Genomic DNA, 26,538 nt, shown 5'->3' on the forward strand with positions numbered 1-26,538 from the left:
CATGATTCCCGGAGAGATCCTCTTCGCCGACGAACCGGTCGTCTACAACGAGGGCCGCGACGTCATACGTATGACGGTGCTCAACGCCGCGGACCGGCCCGTCCAGGTCGGCTCCCATTACCACTTCGCCGAGGCCAACCCCGGTCTGGACTTCGACCGCGCCGCCGCCCGCGGCCGCCGGCTCGACATCGCCGCCGGAACAGCCGTTCGTTTTGAACCCGGCATCCCCGTCGACGTCGGACTCGTCCCCCTCGGGGGCAACCGGGTCGTCCCCGGCCTGCGCGGCGAGACCGGAGGTGCCCTCGATGCCTGAACTGTCCCGCGCCGCCTACGCCGATCTCTTCGGCCCCACCACCGGTGACCGGGTCCGTCTCGCCGACACCGACCTGTTCGTCGAGATCGAGGAGGACCGCTCGGGCGGCCCCGGCCGCTCCGGCGACGAATCCGTCTTCGGCGGCGGCAAGGTCATCCGCGAGTCCATGGGCCAGTCGCGGGTCACCCGCGCCGAAGGCACTCCCGACACCGTCATCACCGGCGCCCTGATCGTCGACCACTGGGGCATCGTCAAGGCCGACATCGGCATCCGCGACGGCCGGATCACCGGCATCGGCAAGTCCGGCAACCCCGACACGATGGACGGCGTCCACCCGGACCTCGTCATCGGTCCGGAGACCGAAGTCCTCGCGGGCAACGGCAAGATCGTCACCGCTGGTGGCATCGACACCCACATCCACTTCGTCTCGCCGACCATCGTCGACGAGGCCCTCGCCTCGGGTGTGACGACCCTCGTGGGCGGTGGTACGGGGCCGGCCGAAGGCAGCAAGGCGACCACCATCACACCCGGCTCCTGGCACCTCGCCCGGATGTTCGAGGCGATGGAGGGCAGCCCGGTCAACATCGGCTTCCTCGGCAAGGGCAACACCATGTCGAAGGAGTCCATGCGGGACCAGCTGCGCGCCGGCGTCCTGGGGTTCAAGATCCACGAGGACTGGGGTGCCACCCCGGCCGTAATCTCGGCCTGCCTCGACGTGTGCGAGGAATCCGGCGCCCAACTCGCCGTCCACTCCGACACGTTGAACGAGGCCGGCTTCGTCCAGGACACCTTCGACGCCGTCGGCGGCCGTACCCTGCACGCCTTCCACGTCGAGGGCGCCGGCGGCGGTCACGCACCCGACATGATCACCGCCGTGCAGCTGCCCAACATGCTGCCGAGCTCCACCAACCCGACCCGGCCGCACACCGTCAACACCGTCGAGGAACACCTCGACATGCTGATGGTCTGCCACCACCTCAACCCCGCCGTCCCCGAGGACCTCGCCTTCGCCGAGTCCCGCATCCGGCCCACCACCATCGCGGCCGAGGACATCCTGCACGACATGGGCGCCATCTCGATCATGTCGTCGGACTCGCAGGCCATGGGCCGCATCGGCGAGGTCATCATGCGCACCTGGCAGACCGCCCACGTCATGAAGCGCCGCCGCGGCCTGCTGTCCGGCGACACTCGTGCCGACAATCAGCGCGCCCGCCGCTACGTCGCCAAATACACGATCAACGCGGCGATCGCGCAGGGCATCGAGCACGAGGTCGGCTCCGTCGAGACCGGCAAGCTCGCCGACCTGGTGCTGTGGGACCCGAAGTTCTTCGGCGTGAAGCCGCAGGTCGTCATCAAGGGCGGGCAGATCGCGTACGCGCAGATGGGCGACGCCAACGCCTCCATCCCGACGCCCCAACCGGTGCTGCCGCGCCGGATGTTCGGCGCGCACGGCAGGGCGCCCGCGGCCAACTCGTTCAACTTCACCAGCGAATGGGCCCTCGAGGACGGACTTCCGGAACGCCTCGGACTTGGGCGAACGTTCGTTCCGATCCGCTCGACCCGCGGCCGCACCAAGGCCGACATGCGGAACAACGACGCCCTGCCGCGCGTCGAGGTCGCCCCCGACTCGTTCGCCGTGACCATCGACGGCGAACTCGTCGAACCCGCCCCCGCCGCCGAACTGCCGCTCGCCCAGCGGTACTTCCTGTTCTGAGTGCCTACGCCATGACACGCGCAGCACTGCTCGTCCTGGCCGACGGCCGCTTCCCCGCAGGAGGGCACGCCCACTCCGGCGGGGCGGAGGCCGCGGTCAAGGCGGGACGCATCACCGACGCGGCGAGCCTGGAGGAGTTCTGCCGGGGCCGCCTGCACACCAGCGGTGGCGTGGCGGCCGCGCTCGCCGCCGCGGCGGCGCTCGGCATCGACCCCGCCGAACTCGACGCGGCGGCCGACGCCCGCACGCCGTCGCAAGCCCTCCGCGTGGCTGCGCGCAGGCTCGGCCGACAGCTGATGCGAGCCGCCCGCGCCACCTGGCCGCACCCCGAACTCGACGCCCTGGCAGGGCAGTTCCCCAAGGGAGCACACCAGCCTGTCGTGCTCGGCCTCACCGCCCGCGCCGCCGGGCTCGGCCCCGAGGACGCCGCGTACTGCTCCGCGTACGAAGGTGTCAGCGGGCCCGCGACCGCCGTCGTGCGCCTGCTGAGCCTCGACCCGTTCGACGCGACGCGGGCTCTTGCGCGACTCGCGCCCGAACTCGACCTCGTCGTGCGCGACGCGGTGGACGCGGCGAGACGGGCTGTCTACGAAGGCGTCGACGCGCTGCCCGCCGGGTCCGCGCCGCTGCTCGAAATCGCCGCGGAGGCACACGCGGCCTGGCCGGTGCGCCTGTTCGCGTCATAGAGCGCGGTGCAGAGCGCCTCGCAGAGCACGTCAAAAGCACGTCAAGAGCACGTCATAGGGCGAGTACCGCCCCTGAGCCCGCCCTGCTCACCCCGAACCCACTGGAACCGGAGCCGTAGACCATGCACCTCGACCACTCCCACGACGGCCCCGCCGCCGTCTCCGCCGACGCCCACCGGCCCGACGGCACCCGCCGCGCCCTGCGCATCGGACTCGGCGGCCCCGTCGGCTCCGGCAAGACGGCCACCGTCGCCGCGCTGTGCCGCGCCCTGCGCGACGAACTCTCCCTCGCCGTCGTCACAAACGACATCTACACGCGGGAGGACGCCGAGTTCCTGCTGCGCGAGGCCGTGCTGCCGCCCGAGCGGATCGTCGCCGTGGAGACCGGCGCCTGCCCGCACACCGCGATCCGCGACGACATCTCCGCCAACCTCGAAGCCGTCGAGGACCTGGAGTCCGGGTTGTCCGGTGAGGGGGTCGGGCCGCTCGATCTGATCCTCGTCGAGTCCGGCGGCGACAACCTCACCGCGACCTTCTCCAAGGGCCTCGTCGACGCGCAGATCTTCGTCATCGACGTCGCGGGCGGCGACGACATCCCGCGCAAGGGCGGGCCCGGCGTCACCACCGCCGACCTCCTCGTCATCAACAAGACCGACCTGGCCCCCTACGTCGGCTCCGACCTCGCCCGGATGTCCGCCGACGCCAAGGAGGCACGCGGCGAACTGCCCGTCGTGCTGCAGTCGTTGCGCTCCGAGGCCGGCGTCGGCGATGTCGCGGCCTGGGTGCGGGAGCAGTACGCCGCATGGACCGCGTGAGCGAACACGGCGGTTCGCGAGCGGACGTTCGTTCCACAGCCGGAACGGACGCTCGTTCCACCGCCGGAAGGGGCCGTTCCACGGCCCGAGCGGGCGTTCGTTCCACCGCCCGCGTCGCCGCACGCGACGACGGCCGCGGTGGCACCGCCCTGCCCGTACTGGAGAGCGAGGGTTCGTTCGCGGTCCGTCGTGTCCGGGCCGCCGGATCCGAGGCCCGCGTCATGCTCGTCGGCGCCATGAGCGGCCCCCTCGGCGGCGACCACTTCACCGTCGAGGCCCGCGCGGAGCAGGGAGCACACCTGCACATCGGCTCCGTCGCGGCCACGCTCGCCCTGCCGGGCCAGGTCAAGGACGAGGCCCGCTACGACGTCCGGCTCACCGTCGCCGACGGCGCCCGAATGGACTGGCTGCCGGAACAGCTGATCTCGGCGAACGGCAGCGACCTGCGCGTCACCACACGTGCCGACCTCGCCCCCGGCGCCCGCCTCGTGCTCCGCGAGGAGCAGGTCCTCGGCCGAGTGGGCGAGCAGCCGGGCCGGCTCACCAGTCGCCTGACGTTGTACCGCGCCGGCCGGCCGCTGCTGGACCAGGAACTCGCCTGCGGCCCCGGCGCCCCCGGCGGCTGGGACGGACCCGCGGTGCTGGCCGGGCACCGTGCCCTGGGTCAACTCGTCGTCGTGCGCCCGGAGTTCTCCATCGACCGGCCGTCCGCTACCGTGCTCGACGCGGACGGCACCGCCGCGCTCACCCCCCTCGCGGGCCCCGCAGTGCTGGTCACCGCGGTCGCCCTCGACGCGCTGCGACTGCGCCGAATCCTGGACGCGGCCCTGGACCGGCTGGTCTGACCGCTCACCGGGACGGGTTATACCGTTTATCGGATTGGTAAAGAACGTCCGTCATCTCTGTTGTCGGGGACCCCCACGCGACAGGATCCGCGTACCGATCGGCAACACGATCGAAGTAACGATCGCATCGATGTGCGGGAGGCCTCACTTGAGACGGACTCGACAGGCGAGTCGCGGCAGCCGGAAGGCCGTGATCGGCTCCGCCGGCGCGTTCGCCGCCGCCGCGCTGATAGCGGGAGCGGTCACCGCCCCCGCCGCCAACGCCGAGCAGCGCACGACGGCCGGCCACAGCCAGGACCGTGCGGCGAAGGGTGCCGCCATCGCCGCGGCCCGTGCCGACAAGAAGGGCGTCGACTGGAAGGACTGCCCTGCCGACTGGGGCTTCGCAGCGCCCATCCAGTGCGGCTGGGTCACCGTTCCGCTCGACTACGCGAAGCCGTACGGCAAGCAGATCAAGCTCGCCGTGAACCGCGCCGCCTCCACGGGCACGAAGAGCGAGCGCCAGGGCTCCCTCGTCTACAACCCGGGCGGCCCCGGCGGCTCCGGCATGCGCTTCCCGACCCGGGTCACCACCAAGAACCCGCTCTGGACGAAGACCTCGAAGGCGTACGACTTCGTCGGCTTCGACCCGCGCGGTGTGGGCCACTCGGCGCCGATCTCCTGCATCGACCCGCAGGAGTTCGTCAAGGCTCCCAAGGCCGACCCGGTCCCGGACAGCGAGGCGGACAAGCGCGCCCAGCGCAAGCTCGCCAAGGAGTACGCGGACGGCTGCTACGAGCGCAGCGGCGAGATGCTGCCGCAGATGACGACGCCGAACACCGCGCGCGACCTCGACGTCATCCGTGCCGCCCTCGGTGACAAGAAGCTCAACTACCTGGGCGTCTCCTACGGCACCTACCTGGGCGCCGTCTACGGCACGCTCTTCCCGGGCCACGTCCGCCGCATCGTCGTGGACAGCGTCGTCAACCCGGCCAAGGACAACATCTGGTACGAGGCCAACCTCAACCAGGACATCGCCTTCGAGGGCCGCTGGAAGGACTGGCAGGACTGGGTCGCGAAGAACGACGCCACGTACCACCTCGGCACCACGCGCGCCCAGGTGCAGCAGCAGTGGCTGACCCTGCGCGCCGCCGCCAAGAAGAGCCCCCTCGGCGGAGTCGTCGGCCCGGCCGAGCTCATCGGCTTCTTCCAGAGCGCGCCGTACTACGACTCGTCGTGGGCGCCCGTCGCCCAGACGTGGAGCAAGTACGTCGCCGGCGACACGCAGGCCCTGGTCGACGCCATCGCCCCCGACCTCTCCGACACCGCGGGCAACGCGGCCTCGGAGAACAGCAACGCGGTCTACACCGCGGTCGAGTGCGCCGACGCCAAGTGGCCCACCAGCTGGCAGAAGTGGGACAAGGACAACACGCGGCTCAACAAGGACTACCCGTTCATGACGTGGGCCAACGCGTGGATGAACCTGCCCTGCGCCACCTGGAAGACCAAGCAGCAGACGCCGATCGACGTCAAGACCGGCAAGGGTCTGCCGTCCGTCCTGATCGTGCAGTCCACGCGTGACGCCGCCACCCCCTACGAGGGCGCCGTCGAGCTGCACAAGCGCTTCAAGGGCTCCCGCCTGATCACCGAGAAGGACGCGGGCTCCCACGGTGTCACCGGTCTGACCAACCCCTGCGTCAACGACCGTGTCGACACCTACCTGCTCACCGGCAAGACCGACAGCAAGGACGTGACGTGCGCCCCGCACGCCACCCCGAAGCCGTGACGCCCGCCTGAGCACGCACGGAACAGCAGGCCCGGCCCCGCCTACGCGAGGGCCGGGCCTGTTCACGTGGTCAGTCCCGCGAGGCCAGCCAGGCGTCCTCGGCCGCGTAGTCGAAGAGGCCGGTCGTGTAGTTCGCCACCATCGTCGGGAAGCCGTCCACCCAGTCCTGCTGCCGCAGCCGCTCGGCCAGCCAGTCCACCGTCTCCGGGAGCGCCCCGGCGTACGACGTGACGGGCCGGTACCCCAACTCCCGCTCCGCGGCCGACATGTCGAAGACGAACGGATACGGCAGCGACCACGGAGTGTCCCCGACCGTCGGCACCGGCGGCGGCCCGTCCACGAGGACGGTCTCCGTCTCCACGCCCATCAGCGTGTCGATCATCGCGCCGATCTCGGCGACGGTCGGGCTGTCCGGGTCCGAGCCGTTGAGCACCCGCGAACCCGGCCGGGCCGCCGCGAGCCGCACCAGCTCCGCCAGGTTGTGCACGCTCACCGGGTGGAAGCGGCTCTCCCCGCCGTACGCGAGCACGCGCGTGCGCCGCCCGTCGAGGTTGCGCTTCACGAAGTACAGCTCGCGGGGCGTGCGGCAGTGCGGGCCGTACACCGCGCTCGCCCGCAGCAGCGTCGTCGGCAGCTTCTCCGCGAGCGCCAGCAGATCCTGCTCCAGCTGTATCTTCCGCGTCCCGTACGTCCCGTCGCCCGCCGCGACGGTCCGCCACGTCTCCGGCACCGGCACCGGGAAGCGCGGCTTCCCGTCCGGCTCCTCCTGCGTGTCGAAGCTGCGCCCCCACTCGTCCTCGTACACGGCGCCACTGGAGATCACGACCGCCGAACCGATCCGGTCCGCGAGCCCCGCGAGCTGCAGCCCGTGCGGCCGGTTGAACGCCACCAGGTCCACGACCAGGTCGACCCCGTCACCGACCAGCTCGGCGAGCGCCGCGTCGTCGTCCCTGTCGAGCCGTACCGACCGCACCTCGTCGGGCCACGCCGCGTCCCGGCCGCCGCGCCGCGAGGCCGCCGTCACCTCCCAGCCGTCCCGCGCGAGCGCCCGCACCGAAGGTCGCCCGATCTGCCCCGCTCCACCGATCACCAAAGCCGTCTTCATGAGCGGACCGTACGTCGATCCACCCGGCGGCCCCAGCGGATTCTGCTCAGCGCAAAGAAGTCAGCTCAGCGGCATCCTCGGGAACCTCCGCGCCGTCGCCTCCTCGGCCTCCGCCTTCACGAGCGCCGCGTACTTGTCGACGTACTCCTGCCCGGACAGTTCGAGGATGGCGTACATGATCTCGTCGGTGACGGCGCGCAGGATCGCCTTCTCGTCGTCCATCCCCGCGTACCGGGAGAACTCCAGCGGCGCGCCGAACCGGATCGTCACCCGCCGCATCTTCGGGATCTTCCGGCCGGGAGGCTGCGCCTCGAACGTGCCGATCATCGCGCACGGGACCACCGGGACCTGCGCCTTCAGAGCCATCGCGGCGACGCCGACCTTGCCCTTGTAGAGCCGCCCGTCGTGCGAGCGCGTGCCCTCCGGATAGATGCCGAGCAGCTCGCCGCGGCGCAGCACCCCGAGCCCCTCACGGATCGCGGCCTGCCCCGCCTCCTTGCCCGAGCGGTCGACCGGGATCTGGCCCGCGCTGCGGAAGAAGGCGGCCGTCAGGCGCCCTTTGATGCCCGGCCCGGTGAAGTACTCGGCCTTCGCCAGGAACGTGATCCGCCGCTTGATGATCGCCGGCATCAGGAAGTGGTCGGAGAACGACAGGTGATTGCCCGCGACGATCGCGGCACCGGAGTCCGGGATGTGCTCCAGACCCTCGATCCGTGGCCGGAACATCAGCCGCAGCAGCGGCCCCAGGATCACGTACTTGAGAAGTCGGTAGAACATGCCGGTCGCCTTCCCCCATGAACAGCTTCTACAGCGCGTTGAGCCCGTGAACCGCGTCAACAGCTCGGACGGGGTGCGTGCGCACTGTAGTCAATCGCAAGTGGGCGCCCGCGCGCGAGAGCCCGATCAAGCCTTGTCCGGCCATGCGGTGGCTTCGCCCAGGACCGTCCCGGCCGGGGTCAGGCGCTGCGTGAGGCCACCATCGCCACCGTGATCAGTCCGAGCACGACCCAGCCGAACCACAGCCAGCCGTTGCTGCCGAGCGCCACCGTGTAGGCGGTGACGGCCACCAGGCCGCCCACGGTGAACACGCCCATCGTCTTCGTGGATCCGGGCATCAGGCACGCTCCTCCCGGCAGCCAGGGCGCCGTACGGCGATGTGCGGCGCCCGAACCGCGGCCAGAAGGCCATAGTCACCCGTGAGGGGGCGGTGGCGCTACTGTCCGCGCGCGTTCAGCGAGGCCAGGTAGGCGTTGTACGCCGTCAGCTCCTTGTCGCCGTCCCGGTCCGCGGCCCTGTCCTTGCGGCGGGCCTGCCGGTCCTCGGACTTCTTCCACTGAAGGAGCAGCGCCAGCAGCACCAGGACCGACGGCACCTCGCTGAACGCCCACGCGATGCCGCCCGCCGCCACCTGGTCGGAGAGCGGATCGATGCCGAGCGAGGCGGGCGGGTTGTCGAACGTGCCGACCATCGGCGCGCTGGCCATCATCAGCGCGATCCCGAAGAAGGCGTGGAAGGGCATGCCCGCGAACAGTTCCAGCATCCGCATCACATAGCCGGGGCGGTTCGGGCCCGGGTCCACACCCATGATCGGCCAGAAGAACACCAGGCCCACGGCGAGGAAGTGCACCATCATCGCGAGGTGCCCGGCCTTCGACCCCATGAGGAAGTCGAACAGCGGGGTGAAGTAGAGCGCGTACAGGCTCGCGATGAAGAGCGGGATCGTGAACGCCGCATGCGTGATGATCCGCATGTAGCGACTGTGCAGCAGCATCAACAGCAACTCGCGCGGTCCCTTGCGGCCACGCCGCGCCGCCACCGGCAGTGCCCGCAGCGCGAGCGTGATCGGGGCGCCCATGAGCAGCAGGATCGGCGACAGCATGCTGATGACCATGTGCTGCACCATGTGCACGCTGAACATGACCATCCCGTAGTCGTTCAGCTTGGTGCACATCACGAGGCCGATGGTGAGGACACCCACGACGAACGCGATGGTCCGCGTCACGGGCCAGGAGTCGCCGCGGCGCCCGAGCCGGACGACGCCCCACCCGTAGAGGGCGAGCGCCAGGAGGCAGCCGACGAGGAAGAAGGGGTCGGCGGACCATTCGAGGCCGCGCCCCAGCGTGAACGGCGGCAGATCCATGTTCATGCCGTGCCCGCTGTGATCCATCCGCCGGCTCCTGTTGCTCGTTTCGTACGGATTGTGCGCCACCAGACTAGAGCTGCCCCCGGCCGCGGTTGCGGCCGGGGGCAGCTCACTTCAGAGAACAACTGAAGAAACCGGGGAAGCGGACGCTAGAGCACGCACTCCGCCTCGGCGTACCGCTCCGCCGGCACCGTCTTCAGCGTCTCGACGGCCTCGGCGAGCGACACCATCACGATGTCGGTGCCCCGCAGCGCGGTCATGTGCCCGAACTCGCCCCGGTGCACGGCCTCCACGGCGTGCCAGCCGAACCGCGTCGCCAGCACCCGGTCGTACGCGGTGGGCGTGCCGCCGCGCTGCACGTGGCCGAGGATCACCGGACGCGCCTCCTTGCCGAGGCGCTGCTCGAGCTCGATGGAGAGCTGGCGCGCGATCCCCGCGAAGCGCTCGTGACCGTAGACGTCCTTGCCGCCCTCGTCGTACTCCATCGAGCCGGCCCGGGGCTTGGCGCCCTCGGCGACGACGACGATGGCGAACTTCTTGCCTGCCTCGAACCGCTCGCCGACCTTCTTGGTCAGCTCGTCGATGTCGAACGGCCGCTCGGGCACGACGACCGCGTGGGCGCCTGCGGCCATGCCGGAGTGCAGCGCGATCCAGCCGGTGTGCCGGCCCATGACCTCCACGATCAGCACCCGCTGGTGCGACTCGGCGGTCGTCTTCAGCCGGTCGAGGGCCTCGGTGGCGACCCCGACGGCGGTGTCGAAGCCGAACGTCACGTCGGTGACGGCGATGTCGTTGTCGATGGTCTTCGGTACGCCGACGATCGGCAGGCCGCCGTCGGACAGCAGCCGGGCCGCCTTGAGCGTGCCCTCGCCGCCGATGGGAATGATCGCGTCGAGACCGAGGTCGGCGACGTGCCCCTTCGCGCGCTCGACACCGTCACGCAGATGCGCGGGCTGCACCCGGGAGGAGCCGAGGATGGTGCCGCCGCGGGCGAGGATGCCGCCCACCGCGTCCAGGTCCAGCTTGCGGTAGTCGCACTCGAGCAGACCCTTCCACCCGTCGTGGAAGCCGATGACCTCGTCGCCGTGGTCGACGACGGCACGGTGCACGACCGAACGGATCACGGCGTTCAGACCGGGACAGTCGCCGCCGGAGGTGAGGACACCAATACGCATACGCCCGGAATACCTTTGCAAACGTGGGCCGATGACCGGACCGCACCGTCCGGCTGAATTGCCCGTACCTTATCGGCGCCCGGGGGGCTGACCGTAAGGGCCGTCCGCCAGGTGGACAGCCCCGCTCACATGGGCGCGAGAGCGCCCGAAAGGGGACAGGGGTGAACGCTCAGGCGGGCTGGGCCGTAGCAGAGGCAATCCGCTCGTTGCGCAGCGCCTCGTACCAGCGGTCGTCCACCGGAGGCAACGCGTTCACGTCGAGCGCCAGCTTCAGCAGCAGATCAGCGATCAGCGGGTTGCGCGCCAGGACGGGCCCGTGCATGTACGTACCGAACACGGTGTCGTTGAAGGCGCCTTCGGTGCCGTCCCCCGTGCCATTGCCCTTGCCGATCCGGGTGCGGGCGAACGGCCGCGCCGACGGGCCGAGGTGCGTGACGCCCTGGTGGTTCTCGAAACCGGTCAGCGGCGGCAGACCCAACTGCGGGTCGATGTCGCCCAGTACGTCGCCGACGCACCGCTCACCCTCGCCGCGGGTGGAGAAGACGTCGAGCAGGCCGAGGCCGGGCTCGCGCTCGCCGAGGTCGTTGATGAACTCGTGGCCGAGGATCTGGTACCCGGCGCATACGGAGAAGACGATCGCGCCGTTGGCCACGGCGCGCTGCAGGCCGCCGTCGCGGCGCAGCCGCTCGGCCGCCAGGCGCTGCGGCCGGTCCTCGCCGCCGCCGATCAGGTAGATGTCGCCGGAGGTGGGCACCGGCTGGTCGCTGCGCACGTCGTAGCGCTCGACCTGGAGGCGGCGCTGACGGGCACGGCGCTCCACCACAAGGGCGTTGCCCTGGTCGCCGTAGGTGCTCAGCAGGTCGGGGTAGACCCACACCAGACGCAGGCTGTTGTCACTCATGCTCATGATCCTTAGCTGGTCCTCGTGCGGATCGGTCAGTTGCCCACGCGACGGCGGACATCCTGGAACGCGGTGTAGTTGGCGATCAGTTCGATACGTCCCGGCGGGGACATCTGCGCCGCCTCGTCGATCGTCTCGCAGACCCGGAAGTCCAGGCCGGCGACCTCCAGGCGGACCGCGAGGTCGAGCTTGCGGTCACCGATCACGCAGATCGGGTGCCCGGCGAGCCGCGTGTAGTCGACGTCCCACAGCCAGGAGGTGTCGGTGCCGTCCGCGCCTCGCGCGTTCACCGAAAGGATCACCGGGGTCGGCGGCGGGTCGATCAGAGTAAACGTTTCGAGCCAGCCCGCCGGGTTCTTCGCGAGCAGCAGCCGCAGGTCGCGGTTCTGGAACTGCACGACGTCGTAGCGACCCGCCACGGCCTGCACCTGGTACATGCGCTCCAGGGCGACCTGCGGCGGCACGCCGAAGCAGGCGGCGACGGCGGCCGACGACGCCGCGTTCGCCTTGTTGGCGCGGCCCGGCAGCTGGAGGTGGATCGGCCAGGCGGAGCCGTGCGGGTCCAGGACGTAGTCGCCCTGCAGCGCCCAGCTCGCGGTGGGGCGGCGGAAGCCGCACTCGCCGCAGTACCAGTCGTCACCGGGGCGCTGCATCACGCCGCCGCACGCGGGGCAGGACCAGGCGTCGTCCTTCCACTCCTGGCCCGCGGCCACCCACACCACGTTCGGCGAGGAGGAGGCGGCCCAGACCACGAGCGGGTCGTCCGCGTTGGCGATCACGATGGCCTTCGAACCGGCGAGCCCCTCGCGCCACGTCTCGGCGAGCATGCGCGTCTCGGCGGCGCGGTCGAGCTGGTCACGCGAGAGGTTGAGCAGGGCGATCGCCTTGGGAGCGGTGTCGCGGGCGACGCCGGCCAGGTACTTCTCGTCGACCTCGATGACGCCGAACTTGGCGTCGGAGCCGCCGGACAGGGCGGAGGTGATGCCGGCCGGCATGTTCGCCCCCAGCGCGTTCGAGACGACCGGGCCGCTGGCCCGCAGGGCCTCGGCGATCAGGCGCGTGGTCGTCGTCTTGCCGTTCGTGGCCGAGACGAGCACCACGTCGAGGTGCTGGGCGAGCCGTCCGAGCAGCTCGGGGTCGAACTTGAGCGCGACCTTGCCGCCGATCACCGATCCGCTGCCGCGGCCCGCCGCCCGCGACACCGCGGCCGCGGCCTTTCCGGCCGTCACGGCCAGCTTGGCCCGCGGAGTCATCGACTCCGAGTTGCCTGACATTGTTGGGTCCTCCTTGCGTACGGCGCCGCGCCTGCCCCGGGCATCGCTTTCCGGACTCAGCCTATCGAGATCCTCCGACAAGCCCGAACCGCGGCACCACCAGCGGATCGGGGTGCAGGTCGGACCGTACCCTTACGGCCATGCGACACGGCTCGATCCAGGGCGCCTCCGGGCGCGTGCGACCCCTGACCCTGCTCGGCGATCCCGTGCTCCACCAACCCTGCGCGGAGGTCACGGACTTCGGTCCGCCGCTCGCGCGCCTGGTGCAGGACATGTTCGCCACCATGTACGCGGCCCAGGGCGTCGGCCTCGCCGCCAACCAAGTAGGCGAATCCTTGCGGGTCTTCGTATACGACTGCGAGGACGACGACGATGTGCGCCACGTAGGTCATGTCGTCAACCCGCGTCTGGCCGAGGCGGACGGCGTGGTGATCCGGGGACCCGAGGGCTGTCTGTCGCTGCCGGGCCTGGAGGCGGGCACTCCACGCTTCGACCACGCGCGCGTGGAGGGCGTCGATGTGACGGGCGCCCCTGTGGTGATCCACGGCACGGGCTGGTTCGCGCGGTGCCTCCAGCACGAGTGCGATCACGTGGAAGGCCGTACGTACACCGACCGGGTCACCGGCTGGCGACGGCGCCGGGTGCTCCGCCAGGCGGCACGGGCCCCCTGGGCGCGGGACGCGGCCGGCTAGCCGCGGCTTTCCCGGGGCGGGCTCAGAACGCGGGCCCGCCCGCCCTGTCGCCCGCGGCGGCGAGCCGCCCCCACAGCAGGTCGGCGAGTCCCTGCACCAATTCGGCGCGGGTGCAGGGCCGGTCGCCGAGCCACCAGTCGCCGGCCGCGTGCATCATCCCGACGATCCCGTGGCCCCAGACGCGGGCGAGCTGCTGGCTGGTCGGGCCGAGGTCCACGCGCTCCTCGATGACCTCGGCCAACTCCTCGCCCATGCGGCGCAGCAGGGGAGCCGAGTGCCGCCCGACGTCGAACCCGGAGTCGCCGGGGGACCCCTCCGCCGGATGCATCAGGAACCGGTAGACCTGCGGCCTGGCCTCGATCGCCGCCAGGTAGGTGTCCAGCGTCGCCTCCACGCGCTCCCGTCGCTCAGCGGGCGCGTCCAGCGCTGCCCGCAGCGAGGCGAGCAGGGCGTCGGTGTGGCGCATCGCGAGGGCCGCGTAGAGCCCACCCTTGTCGCCGAAGTGCCGGTACAGGATCGGCTTGGTGATCCCGGCCTCCGCCGCGATCGCGTTCATCGAGGCGCCCGGGCCGTCCCGGAGCACCACGCGGTCCGCGGCCTCGAGCAGCTCGCGTCGCCGACGCTCGGCGGCGGACTGCTGCTCCGCGCGCTGATCGGTCCGCTGTGTGGTCTCCATGAGGATCTCCCCGCCCGTGCGATTGCTTGACGCACGCGAAAGGTAACACTCGCCGTCCGTTCGGTATCGAACGCGCACTCGGGAGTTGACACGAGCTACTGGCGAGTAACAGACTCTTGTTACCGCAAGTAACATATGCAGTGTACGCAGCCCTGGAGGGGTCATGGCCGAGTTCACAATGGATCTCAACGACGAGCAGAAGGAAGTCCGTGACTGGCTTCACGGCTTCGCCGCCGATGTGATCCGCCCCGCGGCCGCCGAGTGGGACGAGCGCGAGGAAACCCCCTGGCCGGTCATCCAGGAAGCTTCCAAGCTCGGAATCTACTCCCTCGACTTCTATGCGCAGCAGTTCTTCGACCCGACCGGTCTCGGCATCGCGATGACCATGGAGGAGCTCTTCTGGGGTGACGCGGGCATCGCCCTGTCGATCGTGGGCACGGGCCTCGCCGCGGTCGGCGTCCTCGCCAACGGTACCGAGGAGCAGATCGGCACCTGGATCCCGCAGATGTACGGCGATGTGAACGACGTGAAGGTGGCGGCTTTCTGCTCCTCCGAGCCGGACGCGGGCTCCGACGTCGCCTCCATGCGCACCCGCGCCGTCTACGACGAGGCGAAGGACGAGTGGGTCCTGAACGGCACCAAGACGTGGGCGACGAACGGCGGCATCGCCAACGTCCACGTGGTCGTCGCCTCCATCGACCCCGGGCTCGGCTCCAAGGGGCACGCCTCCTTCATCGTCCCGCCGAACACCCCGGGGCTGTCCCAGGGGCAGAAGTTCAAGAAGCACGGCATCCGCGCCTCGCACACCGCCGAGGTCGTCCTGGAGAACGTCCGGGTGCCCGGTTCCTGCCTGCTCGGCGGCAAGGAGAAGCTCGACGAGCGCCTCGCCCGCGCGCGCGAGAAGGCCAAGAAGGGCGGCGAGCGCGTGAAGAACGCCGCCATGGCGACCTTCGAGGCGTCGCGTCCGGCCGTCGGTGCCATGGCGGTGGGCACCGCCCGCGCCGCGTACGAGGTGGCGCTGGAGTACGCGAAGACGCGCGAGCAGTTCGGCCGTCCGATCATCGACAATCAAGGTGTCGCCTTCCAGCTGGCCGACATGCGTACGCAGATCGACGCCTCGCGTCTACTGGTGTGGCGCGCCTCCTGGATGGGAGCCACGGGCAAGAAGTTCGAGAACGCCGAGGGCTCCATGTCGAAGCTGTTCGCGAGCGAGACCGCCAAGAAGGTCACCGCGCAGGCGATCCAGATCCTGGGCGGCAACGGCTACACGCGCGAGTACCCCGTGGAGCGCATGCACCGCGACGCGGCGATCTACACGATCTTCGAGGGCACGAGCGAGATCCAGCGCCTGGTCATCGCCCGCACCCTCGCCGGGATGCCGATCCGCTAGGACTCAGCGGTCGACCGGGGCCCCGCACGAGACGGCCACACTCGCGGACGTCACCATGCGGGGCCGTGGTTCACCGGCGGCGCTACTCCTCGCCGCCGTCCAGTGCGGCGGCCAGGGCGGATGCCGGGTCGGACGTGGCCGGTCCCGCCGGGCACCAGCGGCCCCGCTCCTTGCGGTAGGGCCACCAGCGACCGTCGCGCCCCAGGCGCAACTGGGCGGCCGTGCCGGAAACGGTCCAGCGGCCTCGGGAAGCCTTGAGCACGGGCTGCTCGTCCGGCTCCCAGGCCGCGGCGAGCGCGGCACGCGCGCGTGCCGCGGACTCCGGGTCCGGAGCCCACTCCTCCTCCAGGACGGTCAGGGCGTCCCCGCCCCCGTGCTCCCAGGCGCGCACGGCCAGTGCCAGACCTTCGCGGCCCCGGCCCGCCTCCTGGGCCAGTCGCTCGGCGATGTGCCGCTGCGGTGCGGCGGCCGCCAGCCGTACGGCGTCCTGCGACGCCGTCGACTCCGGCCGGACGGCGCGCTGTTCGTGCCCAGCGGTGAGCGCCTCCGCGAGCAACCGGTGGGCCTCCGCGGCGGCTTGCGCGCCCAAGAACTCCAGCGCGGCGACATCGACGCCTGCGGGCGGAGGGGTCTCCGTGTCCAAGGACGGCGGCAGACCCGGCTCCGACGGCAGCACGGGCGGCTCCGGCAGCGGCGGCAGTACGACCGCGGAAGCGTACGCCTCCGCCGCGTCCACACCCGCGGCCTCCCGCGGCGGCGTGGCCTCCGACGCGGCGTCACCGGCACCGCGCACCCGGAGACTGCGTGCCTGCAACTCGTCTAGCAGCCGCCGCTCGCCGCGCCCGCGCAACAGGAACAGCACGAACGGGTCCTGGTCGAGCAGACGGGCCAGCTGATAGCTCAGCGCGGCCGTGTGCGCGCAGTGGTCCCAGGCCTCGCAGTCGCAGCGTGGCTCCAAGTCGCCGATGCCCGGCAGGAGTTCGACGCCGGCGGCGGCCGCGTCCTCCACCAGATGGGGCGGCATGTCGCGGTCCAGGAGAGCCGCGATGTGCCCGGACCGCTCGACGGCCATGCCCAGGAAACGATCCCACTCCTCCTCGCCGAGCCGCTGCAGCAGCACGTCCGAGCGGTGCAGGGCACCCTCGCGGTCCTCCACGAGCGCGGTGATGCGCCCCGGCCGGACCGACACCGCGCCGACCGCCCCGGCGCGCGCCAGCATCCGGCCCGCTTTGAGCTGTGCGAAGTCGAGCGCGGTGTCCTCCAGGGCCTTGGCCCACGCCTGCCCCCACCAGCTCTGGGCGAAGCCCCGGCCGTGTGCGGGCGGCAGCGCGGCGAACGTGCGCTCTTCCGCGTCCCCGTCCTCGGGGAACTCGTCGTGCGCGTCATACATGTCACTCATCGGACGCCCCCTCGCAGTTCGACCAGATCGGCCAGCTCGGCATCGCTCAGTTCGGTCAGGGCGGACTCGCCCCCACCGAGTACGGAATCCGCCAACTCCCGCTTGCGTAGCAGCATGTCGGCGATGCGATCCTCGATGGTGCCCTCGGCGATCAGCCGGTGCACCTGCACCGGCCGGGTCTGTCCGATGCGGTACGCGCGGTCGGTGGCCTGCGCCTCCACGGCCGGATTCCACCAGCGGTCGTAGTGCACCACGTGTTCCGCGCGCGTGAGGTTGAGTCCCGTGCCCGCGGCCTTCAAGGAGAGCAGGAAGACCGGCACCGCGCCGTCCTGGAAGCGCTGCACCATGGCTTCGCGCCCCGCGACCGGGGTACCTCCGTGCAGGAACTGCGACGGAATGCCTCGCCGTGCCAGATGACGTTCCACAAGGCGCGCCATCCGCACGTACTGGGTGAAGACAAGAACGCTCGCGCCTTCGGCCAGGATCGTGTCCAGGAGCTCGTCGAGGAGCTCCAACTTCCCGGAGCGGCCGGCGATGTGCGGCCTGTCCTCCTTCAAGTACTGCGCCGGGTGGTTGCAGATCTGCTTGAGGGACGTCAGTAGTTTGACGATCAGGCCGCGCCGTTCGAAACCGTCCGCCCCGGAGATCTCCGCCAGCGTCTCGCGCACCACCGCTTCGTAGAGGCCCGCCTGCTCCGTGGTGAGCGACACGGCCCGGTCGGTCTCGGTCTTGGGCGGCAATTCGGGGGCGATACCCGGGTCCGACTTGCGGCGCCGCAGCAGGAAGGGCCGTACGAGCTTGGCCAGGCGCTCCGCGGCCGCCGGGTCCTTGCCGCTCTCGATGGCTTGCGCGTAGCGCCTGCGGAAGGTGCCGAGCCGGCCCAGCAGACCCGGTGTGGTCCAGTCGAGGATCGCCCACAGTTCGGAGAGGTTGTTCTCCACCGGGGTACCGGTGAGCGCCACGCGCGCGCGTGCGCCGATGGTGCGCAGCTCCTTGGCCGTGGCCGAGTGCGGGTTCTTCACATGCTGCGCCTCGTCGGTGACGACCATCCCCCAAGGCACGGAGCCCAGTTGAGCGGAGTCCAGGCGCATGGTGCCGTAGGTGGTGAGGACGAACTCCCCGTCCACCAGGTTCTCCAGAGAGCGGCGCCCTCCGTGGAAGCGTCGTACGGGAGTGCCGGGCGCGAACCTCTCGATCTCGCGCTGCCAGTTGCCCATGAGGGACGTCGGGCAGACGACGAGGGTGGGCCCCGCGGTCTCCCGTGCTGTCTGCCGGTGCAGATGCAGCGCGATCAACGTGATCGTCTTGCCGAGGCCCATGTCGTCGGCGAGGCAGGCGCCCAGGCCGAGCGAGGTCATGCGGGCCAGCCAGTTCAGGCCGCGCAGCTGGTAGTCGCGCAGGTCGGCGGCGAGCGCGGCCGGCTGTCCGACCGGGTCCATGCCCTCGGGGTCCGCGAGGAGGTCCCTGAGGCCCGCCAGCCATCCGGTGGGCAGCACCTCGACCCGGCTGCCGTCGATCTCGGTGGAGCCCGTCAGAACCGCGCTCAGCGCGTCGACCGGGGTCACCTTGCGGTCCTGGTGGGCGCGGGCGCGACGGGCCTGCTCGGGATCGACGAGCACCCACTGGTCGCGCAGCCGCACGACGGGGCGGTTCGCCTCGGCGAGCCGGTCCAGTTCCTCGCGGCTCAACTCCTGGTCCCCGATGGCGAAGCACCAGTCGAACGCGAGCAGCGCGTCGGCGGACAGGAACGACGAGGCGTCCGAGTCGAGCGCGCCCGGCCCGTCGCCCTCGGGCGGGCCGATCACCGCGCGGGCCGTCAGTTTGCGCGCCATCTCCTTGGGCCAGTGCACCTCGACGCCGGCGGCGGACAGCGATCGCGCGCCCTCTCCGAGCAGTTCGGCCACTTCGTCGTCGGCCAGTTCGACCGCGTCCGGGACAGTGGCGGACAGCAGCGGGGTCAGCGGCGCCCACGCGCGCGCGGCGCGGCGCAGTGCCAAGAGTGCGTCCATCTGGGCCCGCGCCCCGAACGTCGTGCTCGACGTGCCGGCGCCCGACCACACCTCGGCCGCGTCCGCGACCACGGTGGGGTCGCTGACGCTGTGCATCTGCAGCACGGCACGGAACGGGAGGCGTGTGTCGTCGTCCGTGACCCGGGCGAGCCCTGGCACCTCCACGCGCAGCGAGATCCGGACGCCTGTGTCGTGTCCGGACGCCACGTCGGCCGCCCACGTACGCAGCTCGGGCGCGAGGCGCGGTGCTCGGTCCGCGTATGCCGGGGCGCCCGCCGCGAGTGCGGCGGCGGGGGAACGGGGCAGGGTGTCGGCCACCGCGTCGAGGAAGGCGCGCAGCAGTTTCTCGGGAGCGTGCAACCGGGGCGGTGCGTGGCCGTCCAGCGGAACCGCCTGTGCTTCCGGAGGCATCGCGGCGGCCAGCTCCCGTACCCGCTCCAGGTCCGCGGGGAGCAGTGGCCCGGCACGCCACGCGTCGTGGTCGTCGGCGCTCAGGCCGGGCAGGAGGAGTCCCCGCGCGGCCAGTTGGAGCGCGAGCAGCGCGGCCGCGCCCCAGAACGCTGTCGTCGGGTCCGCCTGGGAGACGCCGCGCGCGCGGGTGAGCACTGGCAGGGCGGACCGCACGGGCAGCGCGACCGCGGCGACCGTCACCAGCTCGATGCCGCCGCCCCCGGGAAGCGCCAGCGGCAGCTCGATGCGGTTGCCCGCGTCCGGAAGGGGGAGTTCGCCGCCGTCGGGCCGCCAGAAGGCGACGGTCGAGGTGCGTGCCGGGTCACCAGGCGCGAACACCGCACAGCAGCGGACGAGTTCGGCGGTCTCGGTGGGGGTGGGTGCGGGATGCGTGTACTCGGAGATGGCAGCTTCCTCGTATTCCTCAATTTTGACTACTCACCCTGGAGTCGGCGAGGGTACACGGCCCTCACCGCCGGACGGACACCTTCAGGTCGTGATCCAAGTCACCTGACCCCTAAGGGTGTGGCTAACCCCCCTCCGAGGGCGGGGTGGCCCCCTGCCCCAGTCGGGTGGTGGCGCCATGGCCGACCAAGGTCCCTGGTCCATAGGTTTTCGATGCCGGGCCGACGCCGTAGCCCGCCGCATCGACCTCGCCCTCCAGAGACCGGAGAACTGTCATGGCCTTGGCCGTCGAAACCCTCCCGGAACATGCCACAGGGGCCGCCGCGCGGCACTCTTCGTCCGCAGGGGGAAGCGAGTTCACACCGCTGCTGCGCGACATCAAAGGGCAGGGCCTGCTCGATCGGCGCACCGGCTGGTACGTGCGCACCATCGTGGTCAACACCCTCGGCCTGGCAGCGGTCGTCACAGGTATGGCGCTCATCGGCACCTCCTGGTGGGTACTCGCCCTGGCACCCGTCCTGGCAGTCCTGTACGCGCGCACAGCCTTCATCGGCCATGACGCGGGCCACGCGCAGATCACCGGCAACCGATCCGCGAGCCGCGCCATCGGACTGATCCACGGCAACCTGCTGCTGGGCATGAGCTACGCGTGGTGGAACGACAAGCACAACAAGCACCACGCCAACCCGAACCACATAGAGAAAGACCCCGACGTCGCCGCCGACGTCCTCGTGTTCACCAGTAGGCAGGCCGCGACCCGCGTGGGCTTCCGCGGTTGGCTCACACGTCACCAGGCCTGGCTCTTCTTCCCGCTCACCCTGCTCGAAGGCCTCGCACTGAAGCTGTCCGGTTTCAAGGACCTGCGCCGGCAGAGCGGGCGGGAGCGCTGGGTGGAAGGCACGCTCCTCGTCGCCCACGTCGTCGGCTACGTGACACTGCTGCTGACCACCATGCCGCTCGGCCACGCCCTCGCCTTCGCGGCCCTTCACCAGGCACTGTTCGGGCTGCATCTGGGAATGGCCTTCGCCCCCAACCACAAGGGCATGGAAATGCCCGACCCCGAGGGCGACAAATGGGGCCACCTGCGGCGCCAGGTCCTCACCTCGCGGAACATCAAGGGCGGCATCCTGACCGACTGGTTCCTCGGCGGTCTCAACTACCAGATCGAGCACCACCTGTTCCCGAGCATGCCCCGGCCCCATCTGCGCCTCGCACAGCCCATGGTGAAGGCCCACTGTCGCGACCTGGGCATCCCGTTCACGGAGACCGGTCTCGTCGACTCCTATCGCCAGGCGCTGAGCCACATGTATGAAGTGGGAGAGCCGCTGCGGGCCGACATCTGAACGTACCCCAACGTTCGGTACACCGCCTCGGAGGTATCTCAGGGGCGCGGATCAGGGTCGTACGGCGGAACTGTGGACGTCGTGAGCCCGTTTTTACAGAACAGAGGCGAGCCCGCCCCACTCAGCCGAGGGCGAGCCGCTCCGAAGGAGGCCACATACATGTCGAGGAACGCGAAGGTCGCCGCGGGAGGCGTGGCGATCGGGATCATCCAGCTGATCTGGCTGCCTTGGTGGGCGGCCCTGCTCATCGTGCTCGGCGCGCCCACCGCGGCGTACCTGATGCTCGACTCCTCACAGCGGCGCAGGCTCCGCCGCGTCACGCGCAAGGAGATCGGCCATTAAGAATCCCGCACCGAGCAGGAGTTGACGACGTCACCGTCCGCGGGCCGTCCGACGGCCCGGTCCGCGGGCGGCTTCGTCCCGCTCCGTACCCACCGGGTGAGAGCGTCGAAGGCGTCCCGGTAACAGGGCAGGATCGGCCGCAACCGGTCCGGACAGGTGTCGTACAGGCCGTCGGTGTGGGTGCCGCCCCGGATCGTGTACGTACGATGCAGCCGGCCGCGTCCCTGCGCGTCGACCATGCGCGCGTACACGCGGGCGTCCGTCGCGATCGGCAACAGCGTGTCCAGGTCGCCCTGAAGGGTGATCAGGGGCTTCCCGATCCGTCCGCTCAGGGCCACGCGTGCGACGGCCCGACGCACCGAAGCCGGGCGCCGCGCGTAGTCGTACGAAGCGTCGGACGCACAGGGGGCGAGGATCTCCTCCGTCGTCGAACCGGCGGTCGTACCAGGGCAGTCGGGATCGTACGCGGGGTCGAACTCCGCGCGGTACACCTTCTGTGTGAGTCCCCAGTACGCCTTCTGGTGGTAGGGCCACAGGAACTCCGAGCCACGCGCGAAGCCCGCCCCGTACATGTCGTCCGTGTCGGCCTTCCCCTGCCCGTGCGCCACCGCTGTGGGCAGGGTGGTCAACAGATGGGGCCCGTCCGCCGTCCACAGGACCCCTTCCCAGTCGACGCCTCCGTCGTAGAGCTCCGGATGGTTCTCCAGCTGCCAGCGCGTCAGATACCCCGCATTGGAGATGCCGGTCATGTACGTGCGGCGCGGCGCGTGGCCGTAGCGCAGGGCGACGGTCTTCTTGGCGGCCCGGGTGAGCTGCGTCGTGCGCGCGTTCCACTCGGCGACGGCATCCCCGGGGCGCACGCCGTCCCGGTAGAAGTCCGGGCCGGTGTTGCCCTTGTCGGTCGCCGCGTACGCGTACCCCTGCGCGAGGACGCGGTCGGATATCGCCGCATCGGTCGCGTACTGCTTGCGATTGCCCGGAGAGGCGGTCACCACCAGGCCGCCGTTCCAGCGGTCGGGCAGCCGGATCACGAACTGGGCGTCGTGGTTCCAGCCGTGCGTCCTGTTCGTCCGCGAGCCGTCCGCGAAGTAGCCGTCGATCTGGACCCCGGGGACGCCGGAGGGGTTGCGCGTCCCCGGGGCGGTCAGGCCGGCCTGGTCGGCGGTGTCGGTGTACGCAGTGCCCGCCAGAGCACTGGTCGTCAGGTCGTCCAGGCAGACCAGCTGTTGTACCTGTGCGCCCGGCACGCGCGCGTGCGTCTGGTGCGCGCAACGGACCTCACGCGGGGAGAGCGCGCTCGCGGCCTGCGGCCCAGAAGCGGCCAGGGCCACGAGCGCTGTGGTCAGTGCTACGGCCAACAAAGGAACGGTTCCGGGCGGGCGCATGAGAAGGCCTCCTCGAAGCGACGGGAAGAGGCCTCATCGTCGAGGGGGAGCCCCGGCTCATCCATGGGTCGGAACCACATGCAGCCTGAACGCCTTATGTGGCAAAGGCGGTTCAGACCGGCCGCACGGCCATCTTGTCGAGCGCTTCGAGAAGGCTGGGCAGCTCCGCGCCCCGGCCGACCGGCAGCACCTCGCCCGGTTCGTCGTCGAGCAGGATGAAGGCGATGTCGTCCGTGCGTGCCACCATCGACCAACCCGGCCCGTCGGCGCGCAGCGTACGGGCGTCGCCCGACGCGAAGGCGGACCGTACCCGCCCCAGTGGCGGGGGAGCGTCCATGTAGGCGCGCGCCTCGGCCAGGACACGCTGAATGCCCTGGTGCGCACCGCTGGACAATGCCTGCGCGCCGACCTCGTCGGCGTCGTCCTGTCCGGAGGTTCCGGCGTCGGTGTCGTCCTGTCCGGACGTCCCGGTGGGGGTGTCGGTGGCGAACCGGGAGTCGTCGATCTGCTCGCGCCACGCGGCCCACTGGAGCGCTATCTCGTCCGCTCCCAGGCGACGCTGTGCCGGCCCCCACGTCTCCGTGTCGGGCGGGCACAGCGGCGGCAGGTCGGCGGTCTCCGGATCGGGCTCGGGGTCGTGCGGTGCGGGGACGCCGGGCGCCGCCACGGCCAGCGCGAGCGGCCAGCCCGGCAACGCCGCGACCATGCTGTTCTCGTCCGGGGACAGCTCGTACTCCATGCCGCAGTCCCAGGAGGCGATGGCCACCGCGACCAGGGAGACGTCGTCGACGACCACCGTCCAGCGCGCGCCCTGCCCGTCCTGACCGAGGACCAGGCCGTAACCGTCCGGAGGCGGCTCGAGCCCCAGCGCGGCACATGCCTCGGGATAGTCGTCGCCGAGCACGCTGGGAAACTTCGCCGGGGTGAGCAACACCGCCGTGAGTACGTACAGCGCGTCGTCCTCGGCAACGACGGCGTCGTCCGTCCCGGCCATGCCAGCCTCCCCTGAGCTTCGTTCCACCGGCGTGACCTTAGTCAGTCGCGGACGATGTCGTACAGGGGCGATGACCAGGAAAATCAATGGTCACTCCGGTGTCCGCGCCTCCGGTGGACGGCATGTCGACATACCGTGTGCGCTTCGTGTGCCCTTCGTGTCGGGACTCTTCAAAGAAGGCGGGCACACACGGGGCGCCGCGCCGAACCGGCTTGCGCGGACGTCAGGCGACCGGCAGGCCGAGGAGGTTGCGCGCCACGGCCCCCGGCGACTCGTCCCGCTCCCGCGCGAGGACGATGAGGGCCCGGCACGCAAGCTCGTTGACGCCGAAACCCAGCGCGCCCGGCTCCACCCAGCCCGCGGCCTCGTCGATCCGCTCCTGATCGTCCTCGACGCAGGCCGCCACGTAGGCGGCCGCCGCTTCGAACAGGTTGTGCGGGCGCCGCTGCCGATCGGCCGACCGGGCGGCCGCGCGCGCGGAGCGCGCGTCGTAGCGCCGAAGCTCCTCGCGTCGAGCGACGTTCCTGCGCCAGGTGCTCCAGGATTTCCGGACTCTGTCGAACATGTGCTTCCCCGTCCCACTGCCGATGACTGGGCCGTTGCCGGCCCGGTCAACTGCCCTTGCCCATTGTGGAGTTGCATCAATGGTGGCAGAGGAGGGGCGGCGCGGCGCCGTCCCGACGGGAGTCAGCAGCCCGCCGATTCCAGGGCCTTGAGCGTGTCGCGCAGCCAGGCGAGCTCGGCGCGGCTCGTGGCCCGCGCGATGGTGCGAATCCCGCGTCGGAAAGGATCCTTCAACTCCTCCGCGCGCAGCGGGCGTTCACCCTCGTAGAAGTAGCTCGCGGGTTCTTCCAGGAAGTCGAGTCGGCGGTGCGGTACGTCCGCCTGTTCCTGAGGGCCGCCCAGGTGGCGCACAGGAAGGCGAGCAGGGTGAACCAGCGGTTCTCGTCGGTGATGTCGGACGGGGTCGACAACCCGGATGCCTTCGCGGCCGCCGTCCGGGGATGGCCGGCCGCCGACTCAGCCCGCGCGCACCGCCAGCGCCAGGAAGCGTGCGTCCTCGTCGACGTACGAGGTCAGGCGCCAGCCCGAACCGGCCAGCAGGGGGCGCAGGTTGGGCTCGGCTCGTAGGTCCTCGGGGGTGAGCTGCCTCCCGTGGCGCGCGGCGAGAGCTCGCCGCCCGATGGGATGGAAGAGCGCGAGCAGTCCGCCCGGGCGCACCACGCGCGCCAACTCGCCCAAGTTCTCACTCGGTTGCGGAAGATGCGAGATGAGTCCCGCGCCGAACACCGCGTCCAGGGTGCCCGAGCCCAGCGGCAGCCGCGTCACGTTCGCGCGCAGCAACTGCCCCTCCTTGTCCCGGCCGGCCTGTGCGGCAGCGGCCAGCATGGCCGGTGTCAGGTCGGCGCCGAGTACCACGCCGGAGGGCCCCACGGCTTCGCGCAGCGCAGGCAGCGCGCGGCCGGTGCCGCAGCCCGCGTCGAGCACCCGGCCGCCGGGGCGGAGATCCAGCGCGGCCACGGCGGCGGCATAGGCCGGGCCGTCGTCGGGGAAGCGGGCGTCCCAGTCGGCGGCCCGGGCCGTGAAGAACTCCTGCACACGTGTGGGGTCATCGCTCATGCGCTCCATGATTGCGCAGCTCACCGAGCGGCGGGGCGCCACGAACGAGGGACCCCGGCTCGAAAGGTCCGTATCGGAACCGAAACCATCGCATGCACGTGCGGTGCACATGTTCGACCCTGATGCGGTCGTTCAGGGAGCATCTCTGTCATCTTCCAACAGCTTTCGGAATGCGCCCCTGTTGTGCGCCCCCACCGCGACTAGCTTCCCGGGCCATGGGACATCTGGACCACGCCGCATTCGGCTGGCTTACCCCGGTGCTGTCGTACGTGATGGCGTGCATCGGCGCCGCACTGGGACTGCGCTGCACTGTGCGGGCCTTGAGCACCACAGGGCGGGCCCGCCGCAACTGGCTCGTCACCGCGGCCTCCGCCATCGGCACCGGCATCTGGACGATGCACTTCGTCGCCATGCTCGGGTTCGGCGTCAGCGGCACCCAGATCCGCTACAACGTGCCGCTGACCGTCCTCGGCCTCGTCGTCGCCGTCGCAGTGGTCGGCGTCGGGATCTTCGCTGTCGGCTACGGACGCGACCGGCGGCGCGCCCTCGCGCTCGGCGGCCTCACCACCGGGCTGGGCGTCGCCAGCATGCACTACCTCGGCATGGCGGCCCTGCGCCTGCACGGCCGCGTCAGCTACGACCCGCTGCTGGTCGCGCTCTCCGTCGTGATCGCCGTCGCCGTGGCGACCGCGGCCCTGTGGGCCGGCCTCAACATCAGGTCACCGGCGGCCGTCGCGGGCGCGTCCCTGGTGCTGGGCGGGGCCGTGAGCAGCATGCACTACACCGGGATGATCGCGGTGAGCGTGCGCGTGACGCCCTCCCCGGCCGCGCTGCCCGGCGCGACGGCGATGCAGTTCATCTTCCCGCTCGCCGTGGGCCTCGGCTCCTACCTGTTCCTGACGTCGGCGTTCGTCGCGCTGTCCCCGACCGCGGACGAGCGCGAGGCCTCCAAAGCGGCCGCATCGCCCGTGGGCGAGCGGGAGACCTCCGAGGCGGCCGTACCGCCTGTGGGTGAGCAGGAGGCCTCCGAAGCGGCCGCACCGCCCGTGGAAAGCCGGACCCTTTGACGGACCGCGCCGACTCCGCCCCAGACCTCG

Annotated in this window: 25 protein-coding genes and 1 pseudogene; 11 read left to right on the forward strand and 15 right to left on the reverse strand. The window is 71.0% G+C overall.

The genetic code is table 11. The features are described from left to right. The first annotated feature begins 1 nt into the window (after position 1). The 6 genes from AB0J02_RS16715 to AB0J02_RS16740 all read left to right on the forward strand — a co-directional run bounded on the left by AB0J02_RS16715 (position 2) and on the right by AB0J02_RS16740 (position 6,138). A complete protein-coding gene (locus tag AB0J02_RS16715) occupies positions 2 to 313 on the forward strand; it encodes an urease subunit beta (RefSeq protein WP_363194392.1) in 312 nt (103 codons plus the stop codon). Continuing rightward, positions 306 to 2,027 carry an urease subunit alpha gene (locus tag AB0J02_RS16720; protein WP_363194393.1) on the forward strand — a complete coding sequence of 574 codons (1,722 nt, stop codon included), beginning with the start codon at positions 306 to 308 and terminating at the stop codon, positions 2,025 to 2,027. Before AB0J02_RS16715 ends, AB0J02_RS16720 begins: the two co-directional genes overlap by 8 nt. Positions 2,028 to 2,038: 11 nt before the next feature. Beyond that, complete coding sequence (locus tag AB0J02_RS16725) at positions 2,039 to 2,713, forward strand: urease accessory UreF family protein (protein ID WP_363194394.1); 675 nt, start codon at positions 2,039 to 2,041, stop codon at positions 2,711 to 2,713. 122 nt (positions 2,714 to 2,835) lie between these two features. Beyond that, on the forward strand, positions 2,836 to 3,528 hold the full coding sequence (ureG, locus tag AB0J02_RS16730; RefSeq protein ID WP_363194395.1) for an urease accessory protein UreG: 693 nt from the start codon (positions 2,836 to 2,838) through the stop codon (positions 3,526 to 3,528). Then, positions 3,516 to 4,373 (forward strand): urease accessory protein UreD, encoded by an 858-nt coding sequence (locus AB0J02_RS16735; RefSeq protein WP_363194396.1) that lies wholly within the window; start codon positions 3,516 to 3,518, stop codon positions 4,371 to 4,373. Before ureG ends, AB0J02_RS16735 begins: the two co-directional genes overlap by 13 nt. Before the next feature lie 130 nt (positions 4,374 to 4,503). Further along, the gene (locus AB0J02_RS16740) at positions 4,504 to 6,138 is read left to right on the forward strand and encodes an alpha/beta hydrolase (RefSeq protein WP_363194397.1); all 1,635 of its coding nucleotides are present in this window, start codon (positions 4,504 to 4,506) and stop codon (positions 6,136 to 6,138) included. Positions 6,139 to 6,208: 70 nt separating this feature from the next. On the opposite strand, the gene AB0J02_RS16745 is transcribed toward AB0J02_RS16740, so the two are convergent. The 7 genes from AB0J02_RS16745 to AB0J02_RS16775 all read right to left on the reverse strand — a co-directional run bounded on the left by AB0J02_RS16745 (position 6,209) and on the right by AB0J02_RS16775 (position 12,736). Next, on the reverse strand, positions 6,209 to 7,243 hold the full coding sequence (locus AB0J02_RS16745; RefSeq protein ID WP_363194398.1) for an NAD(P)-dependent oxidoreductase: 1,035 nt from the start codon (positions 7,241 to 7,243) through the stop codon (positions 6,209 to 6,211). Between the two features lie 60 nt (positions 7,244 to 7,303). Continuing rightward, positions 7,304 to 8,020 (reverse strand): lysophospholipid acyltransferase family protein, encoded by a 717-nt coding sequence (locus AB0J02_RS16750; protein ID WP_363194399.1) that lies wholly within the window; start codon positions 8,018 to 8,020, stop codon positions 7,304 to 7,306. A gap of 179 nt (positions 8,021 to 8,199) precedes the next feature. Beyond that, positions 8,200 to 8,358, reverse strand: a complete 159-nt coding sequence (locus tag AB0J02_RS16755) for a hypothetical protein (protein ID WP_324768595.1) — start codon at positions 8,356 to 8,358, stop codon at positions 8,200 to 8,202. A 98-nt stretch (positions 8,359 to 8,456) separates the two neighbouring features. Continuing rightward, positions 8,457 to 9,410 (reverse strand): cytochrome c oxidase assembly protein, encoded by a 954-nt coding sequence (locus tag AB0J02_RS16760; RefSeq protein WP_363194400.1) that lies wholly within the window; start codon positions 9,408 to 9,410, stop codon positions 8,457 to 8,459. Between the two features lie 125 nt (positions 9,411 to 9,535). Then, on the reverse strand, positions 9,536 to 10,561 hold the full coding sequence (locus AB0J02_RS16765) for a 6-phosphofructokinase (protein ID WP_363194401.1): 1,026 nt from the start codon (positions 10,559 to 10,561) through the stop codon (positions 9,536 to 9,538). 169 nt (positions 10,562 to 10,730) lie between these two features. After that, positions 10,731 to 11,462, reverse strand: a complete 732-nt coding sequence (locus AB0J02_RS16770; protein WP_363194402.1) for a glutamine amidotransferase — start codon at positions 11,460 to 11,462, stop codon at positions 10,731 to 10,733. A gap of 35 nt (positions 11,463 to 11,497) precedes the next feature. After that, complete coding sequence (locus AB0J02_RS16775) at positions 11,498 to 12,736, reverse strand: MurT ligase domain-containing protein (protein WP_363194403.1); 1,239 nt, start codon at positions 12,734 to 12,736, stop codon at positions 11,498 to 11,500. Positions 12,737 to 12,876: 140 nt separating this feature from the next. Here AB0J02_RS16775 and def point away from each other — a divergent pair, with 140 nt between their 5' ends. After that, positions 12,877 to 13,428 carry a peptide deformylase gene (gene def / locus AB0J02_RS16780; protein ID WP_363194404.1) on the forward strand — a complete coding sequence of 184 codons (552 nt, stop codon included), beginning with the start codon at positions 12,877 to 12,879 and terminating at the stop codon, positions 13,426 to 13,428. A 22-nt stretch (positions 13,429 to 13,450) separates the two neighbouring features. Here the strand turns inward: def and AB0J02_RS16785 are convergent, their stop codons facing one another. Next, the gene (locus AB0J02_RS16785) at positions 13,451 to 14,104 is read right to left on the reverse strand and encodes a TetR family transcriptional regulator (protein WP_363194405.1); all 654 of its coding nucleotides are present in this window, start codon (positions 14,102 to 14,104) and stop codon (positions 13,451 to 13,453) included. Between the two features lie 163 nt (positions 14,105 to 14,267). Here AB0J02_RS16785 and AB0J02_RS16790 point away from each other — a divergent pair, with 163 nt between their 5' ends. After that, entirely contained in the window at positions 14,268 to 15,494 is a 1,227-nt protein-coding gene (locus AB0J02_RS16790) for an acyl-CoA dehydrogenase family protein (protein WP_363194406.1), read from the forward strand. Between the two features lie 82 nt (positions 15,495 to 15,576). Here AB0J02_RS16790 and AB0J02_RS16795 read toward each other — a convergent pair whose 3' ends face one another. After that, positions 15,577 to 16,893, reverse strand: a complete 1,317-nt coding sequence (locus AB0J02_RS16795; RefSeq protein ID WP_363194407.1) for an SWF or SNF family helicase — start codon at positions 16,891 to 16,893, stop codon at positions 15,577 to 15,579. Beyond that, positions 16,890 to 19,691, reverse strand: coding sequence for a DEAD/DEAH box helicase (locus AB0J02_RS16800; protein ID WP_363194408.1), 2,802 nt, complete (start codon positions 19,689 to 19,691; stop codon positions 16,890 to 16,892). Before AB0J02_RS16800 ends, AB0J02_RS16795 begins: the two co-directional genes overlap by 4 nt. Before the next feature lie 341 nt (positions 19,692 to 20,032). Here AB0J02_RS16800 and AB0J02_RS16805 point away from each other — a divergent pair, with 341 nt between their 5' ends. Next, positions 20,033 to 21,100, forward strand: a complete 1,068-nt coding sequence (locus tag AB0J02_RS16805) for an acyl-CoA desaturase (RefSeq protein ID WP_363194409.1) — start codon at positions 20,033 to 20,035, stop codon at positions 21,098 to 21,100. A 159-nt stretch (positions 21,101 to 21,259) separates the two neighbouring features. Beyond that, the gene (locus tag AB0J02_RS16810) at positions 21,260 to 21,442 is read left to right on the forward strand and encodes a hypothetical protein (protein ID WP_363194410.1); all 183 of its coding nucleotides are present in this window, start codon (positions 21,260 to 21,262) and stop codon (positions 21,440 to 21,442) included. Here AB0J02_RS16810 and AB0J02_RS16815 read toward each other — a convergent pair. The 5 genes and pseudogenes from AB0J02_RS16815 to AB0J02_RS16835 all read right to left on the reverse strand — a co-directional run bounded on the left by AB0J02_RS16815 (position 21,439) and on the right by AB0J02_RS16835 (position 25,441). Then, positions 21,439 to 22,827, reverse strand: coding sequence for a tannase/feruloyl esterase family alpha/beta hydrolase (locus AB0J02_RS16815; RefSeq protein WP_363194411.1), 1,389 nt, complete (start codon positions 22,825 to 22,827; stop codon positions 21,439 to 21,441). The two genes, AB0J02_RS16810 and AB0J02_RS16815, sit on opposite strands and share 4 nt — an antisense overlap. Positions 22,828 to 22,939: 112 nt before the next feature. Continuing rightward, entirely contained in the window at positions 22,940 to 23,821 is an 882-nt protein-coding gene (locus tag AB0J02_RS16820; protein ID WP_363194412.1) for a hypothetical protein, read from the reverse strand. Positions 23,822 to 24,044: 223 nt separating this feature from the next. Beyond that, positions 24,045 to 24,386: a hypothetical protein gene (locus AB0J02_RS16825; RefSeq protein ID WP_363194413.1), complete on the reverse strand. Its 342-nt coding sequence runs from the start codon at positions 24,384 to 24,386 to the stop codon at positions 24,045 to 24,047. 122 nt (positions 24,387 to 24,508) lie between these two features. Further along, positions 24,509 to 24,780 (reverse strand): annotated as a pseudogene (locus tag AB0J02_RS16830) (PadR family transcriptional regulator); the annotation flags it as partial. A gap of 61 nt (positions 24,781 to 24,841) precedes the next feature. Beyond that, positions 24,842 to 25,441, reverse strand: a complete 600-nt coding sequence (locus tag AB0J02_RS16835) for a methyltransferase domain-containing protein (RefSeq protein WP_363194414.1) — start codon at positions 25,439 to 25,441, stop codon at positions 24,842 to 24,844. 215 nt (positions 25,442 to 25,656) lie between these two features. Between AB0J02_RS16835 and AB0J02_RS16840 the strand changes: the two genes are divergently transcribed. Beyond that, on the forward strand, positions 25,657 to 26,508 hold the full coding sequence (locus AB0J02_RS16840; protein WP_363194415.1) for an MHYT domain-containing protein: 852 nt from the start codon (positions 25,657 to 25,659) through the stop codon (positions 26,506 to 26,508). Positions 26,509 to 26,538 lie beyond the last annotated feature (30 nt).

The organism is Streptomyces sp. NPDC050264 (genome assembly GCF_040655895.1).
In the GTDB taxonomy this organism is placed as follows: Bacteria; Actinomycetota; Actinomycetes; order Streptomycetales; family Streptomycetaceae; genus Streptomyces.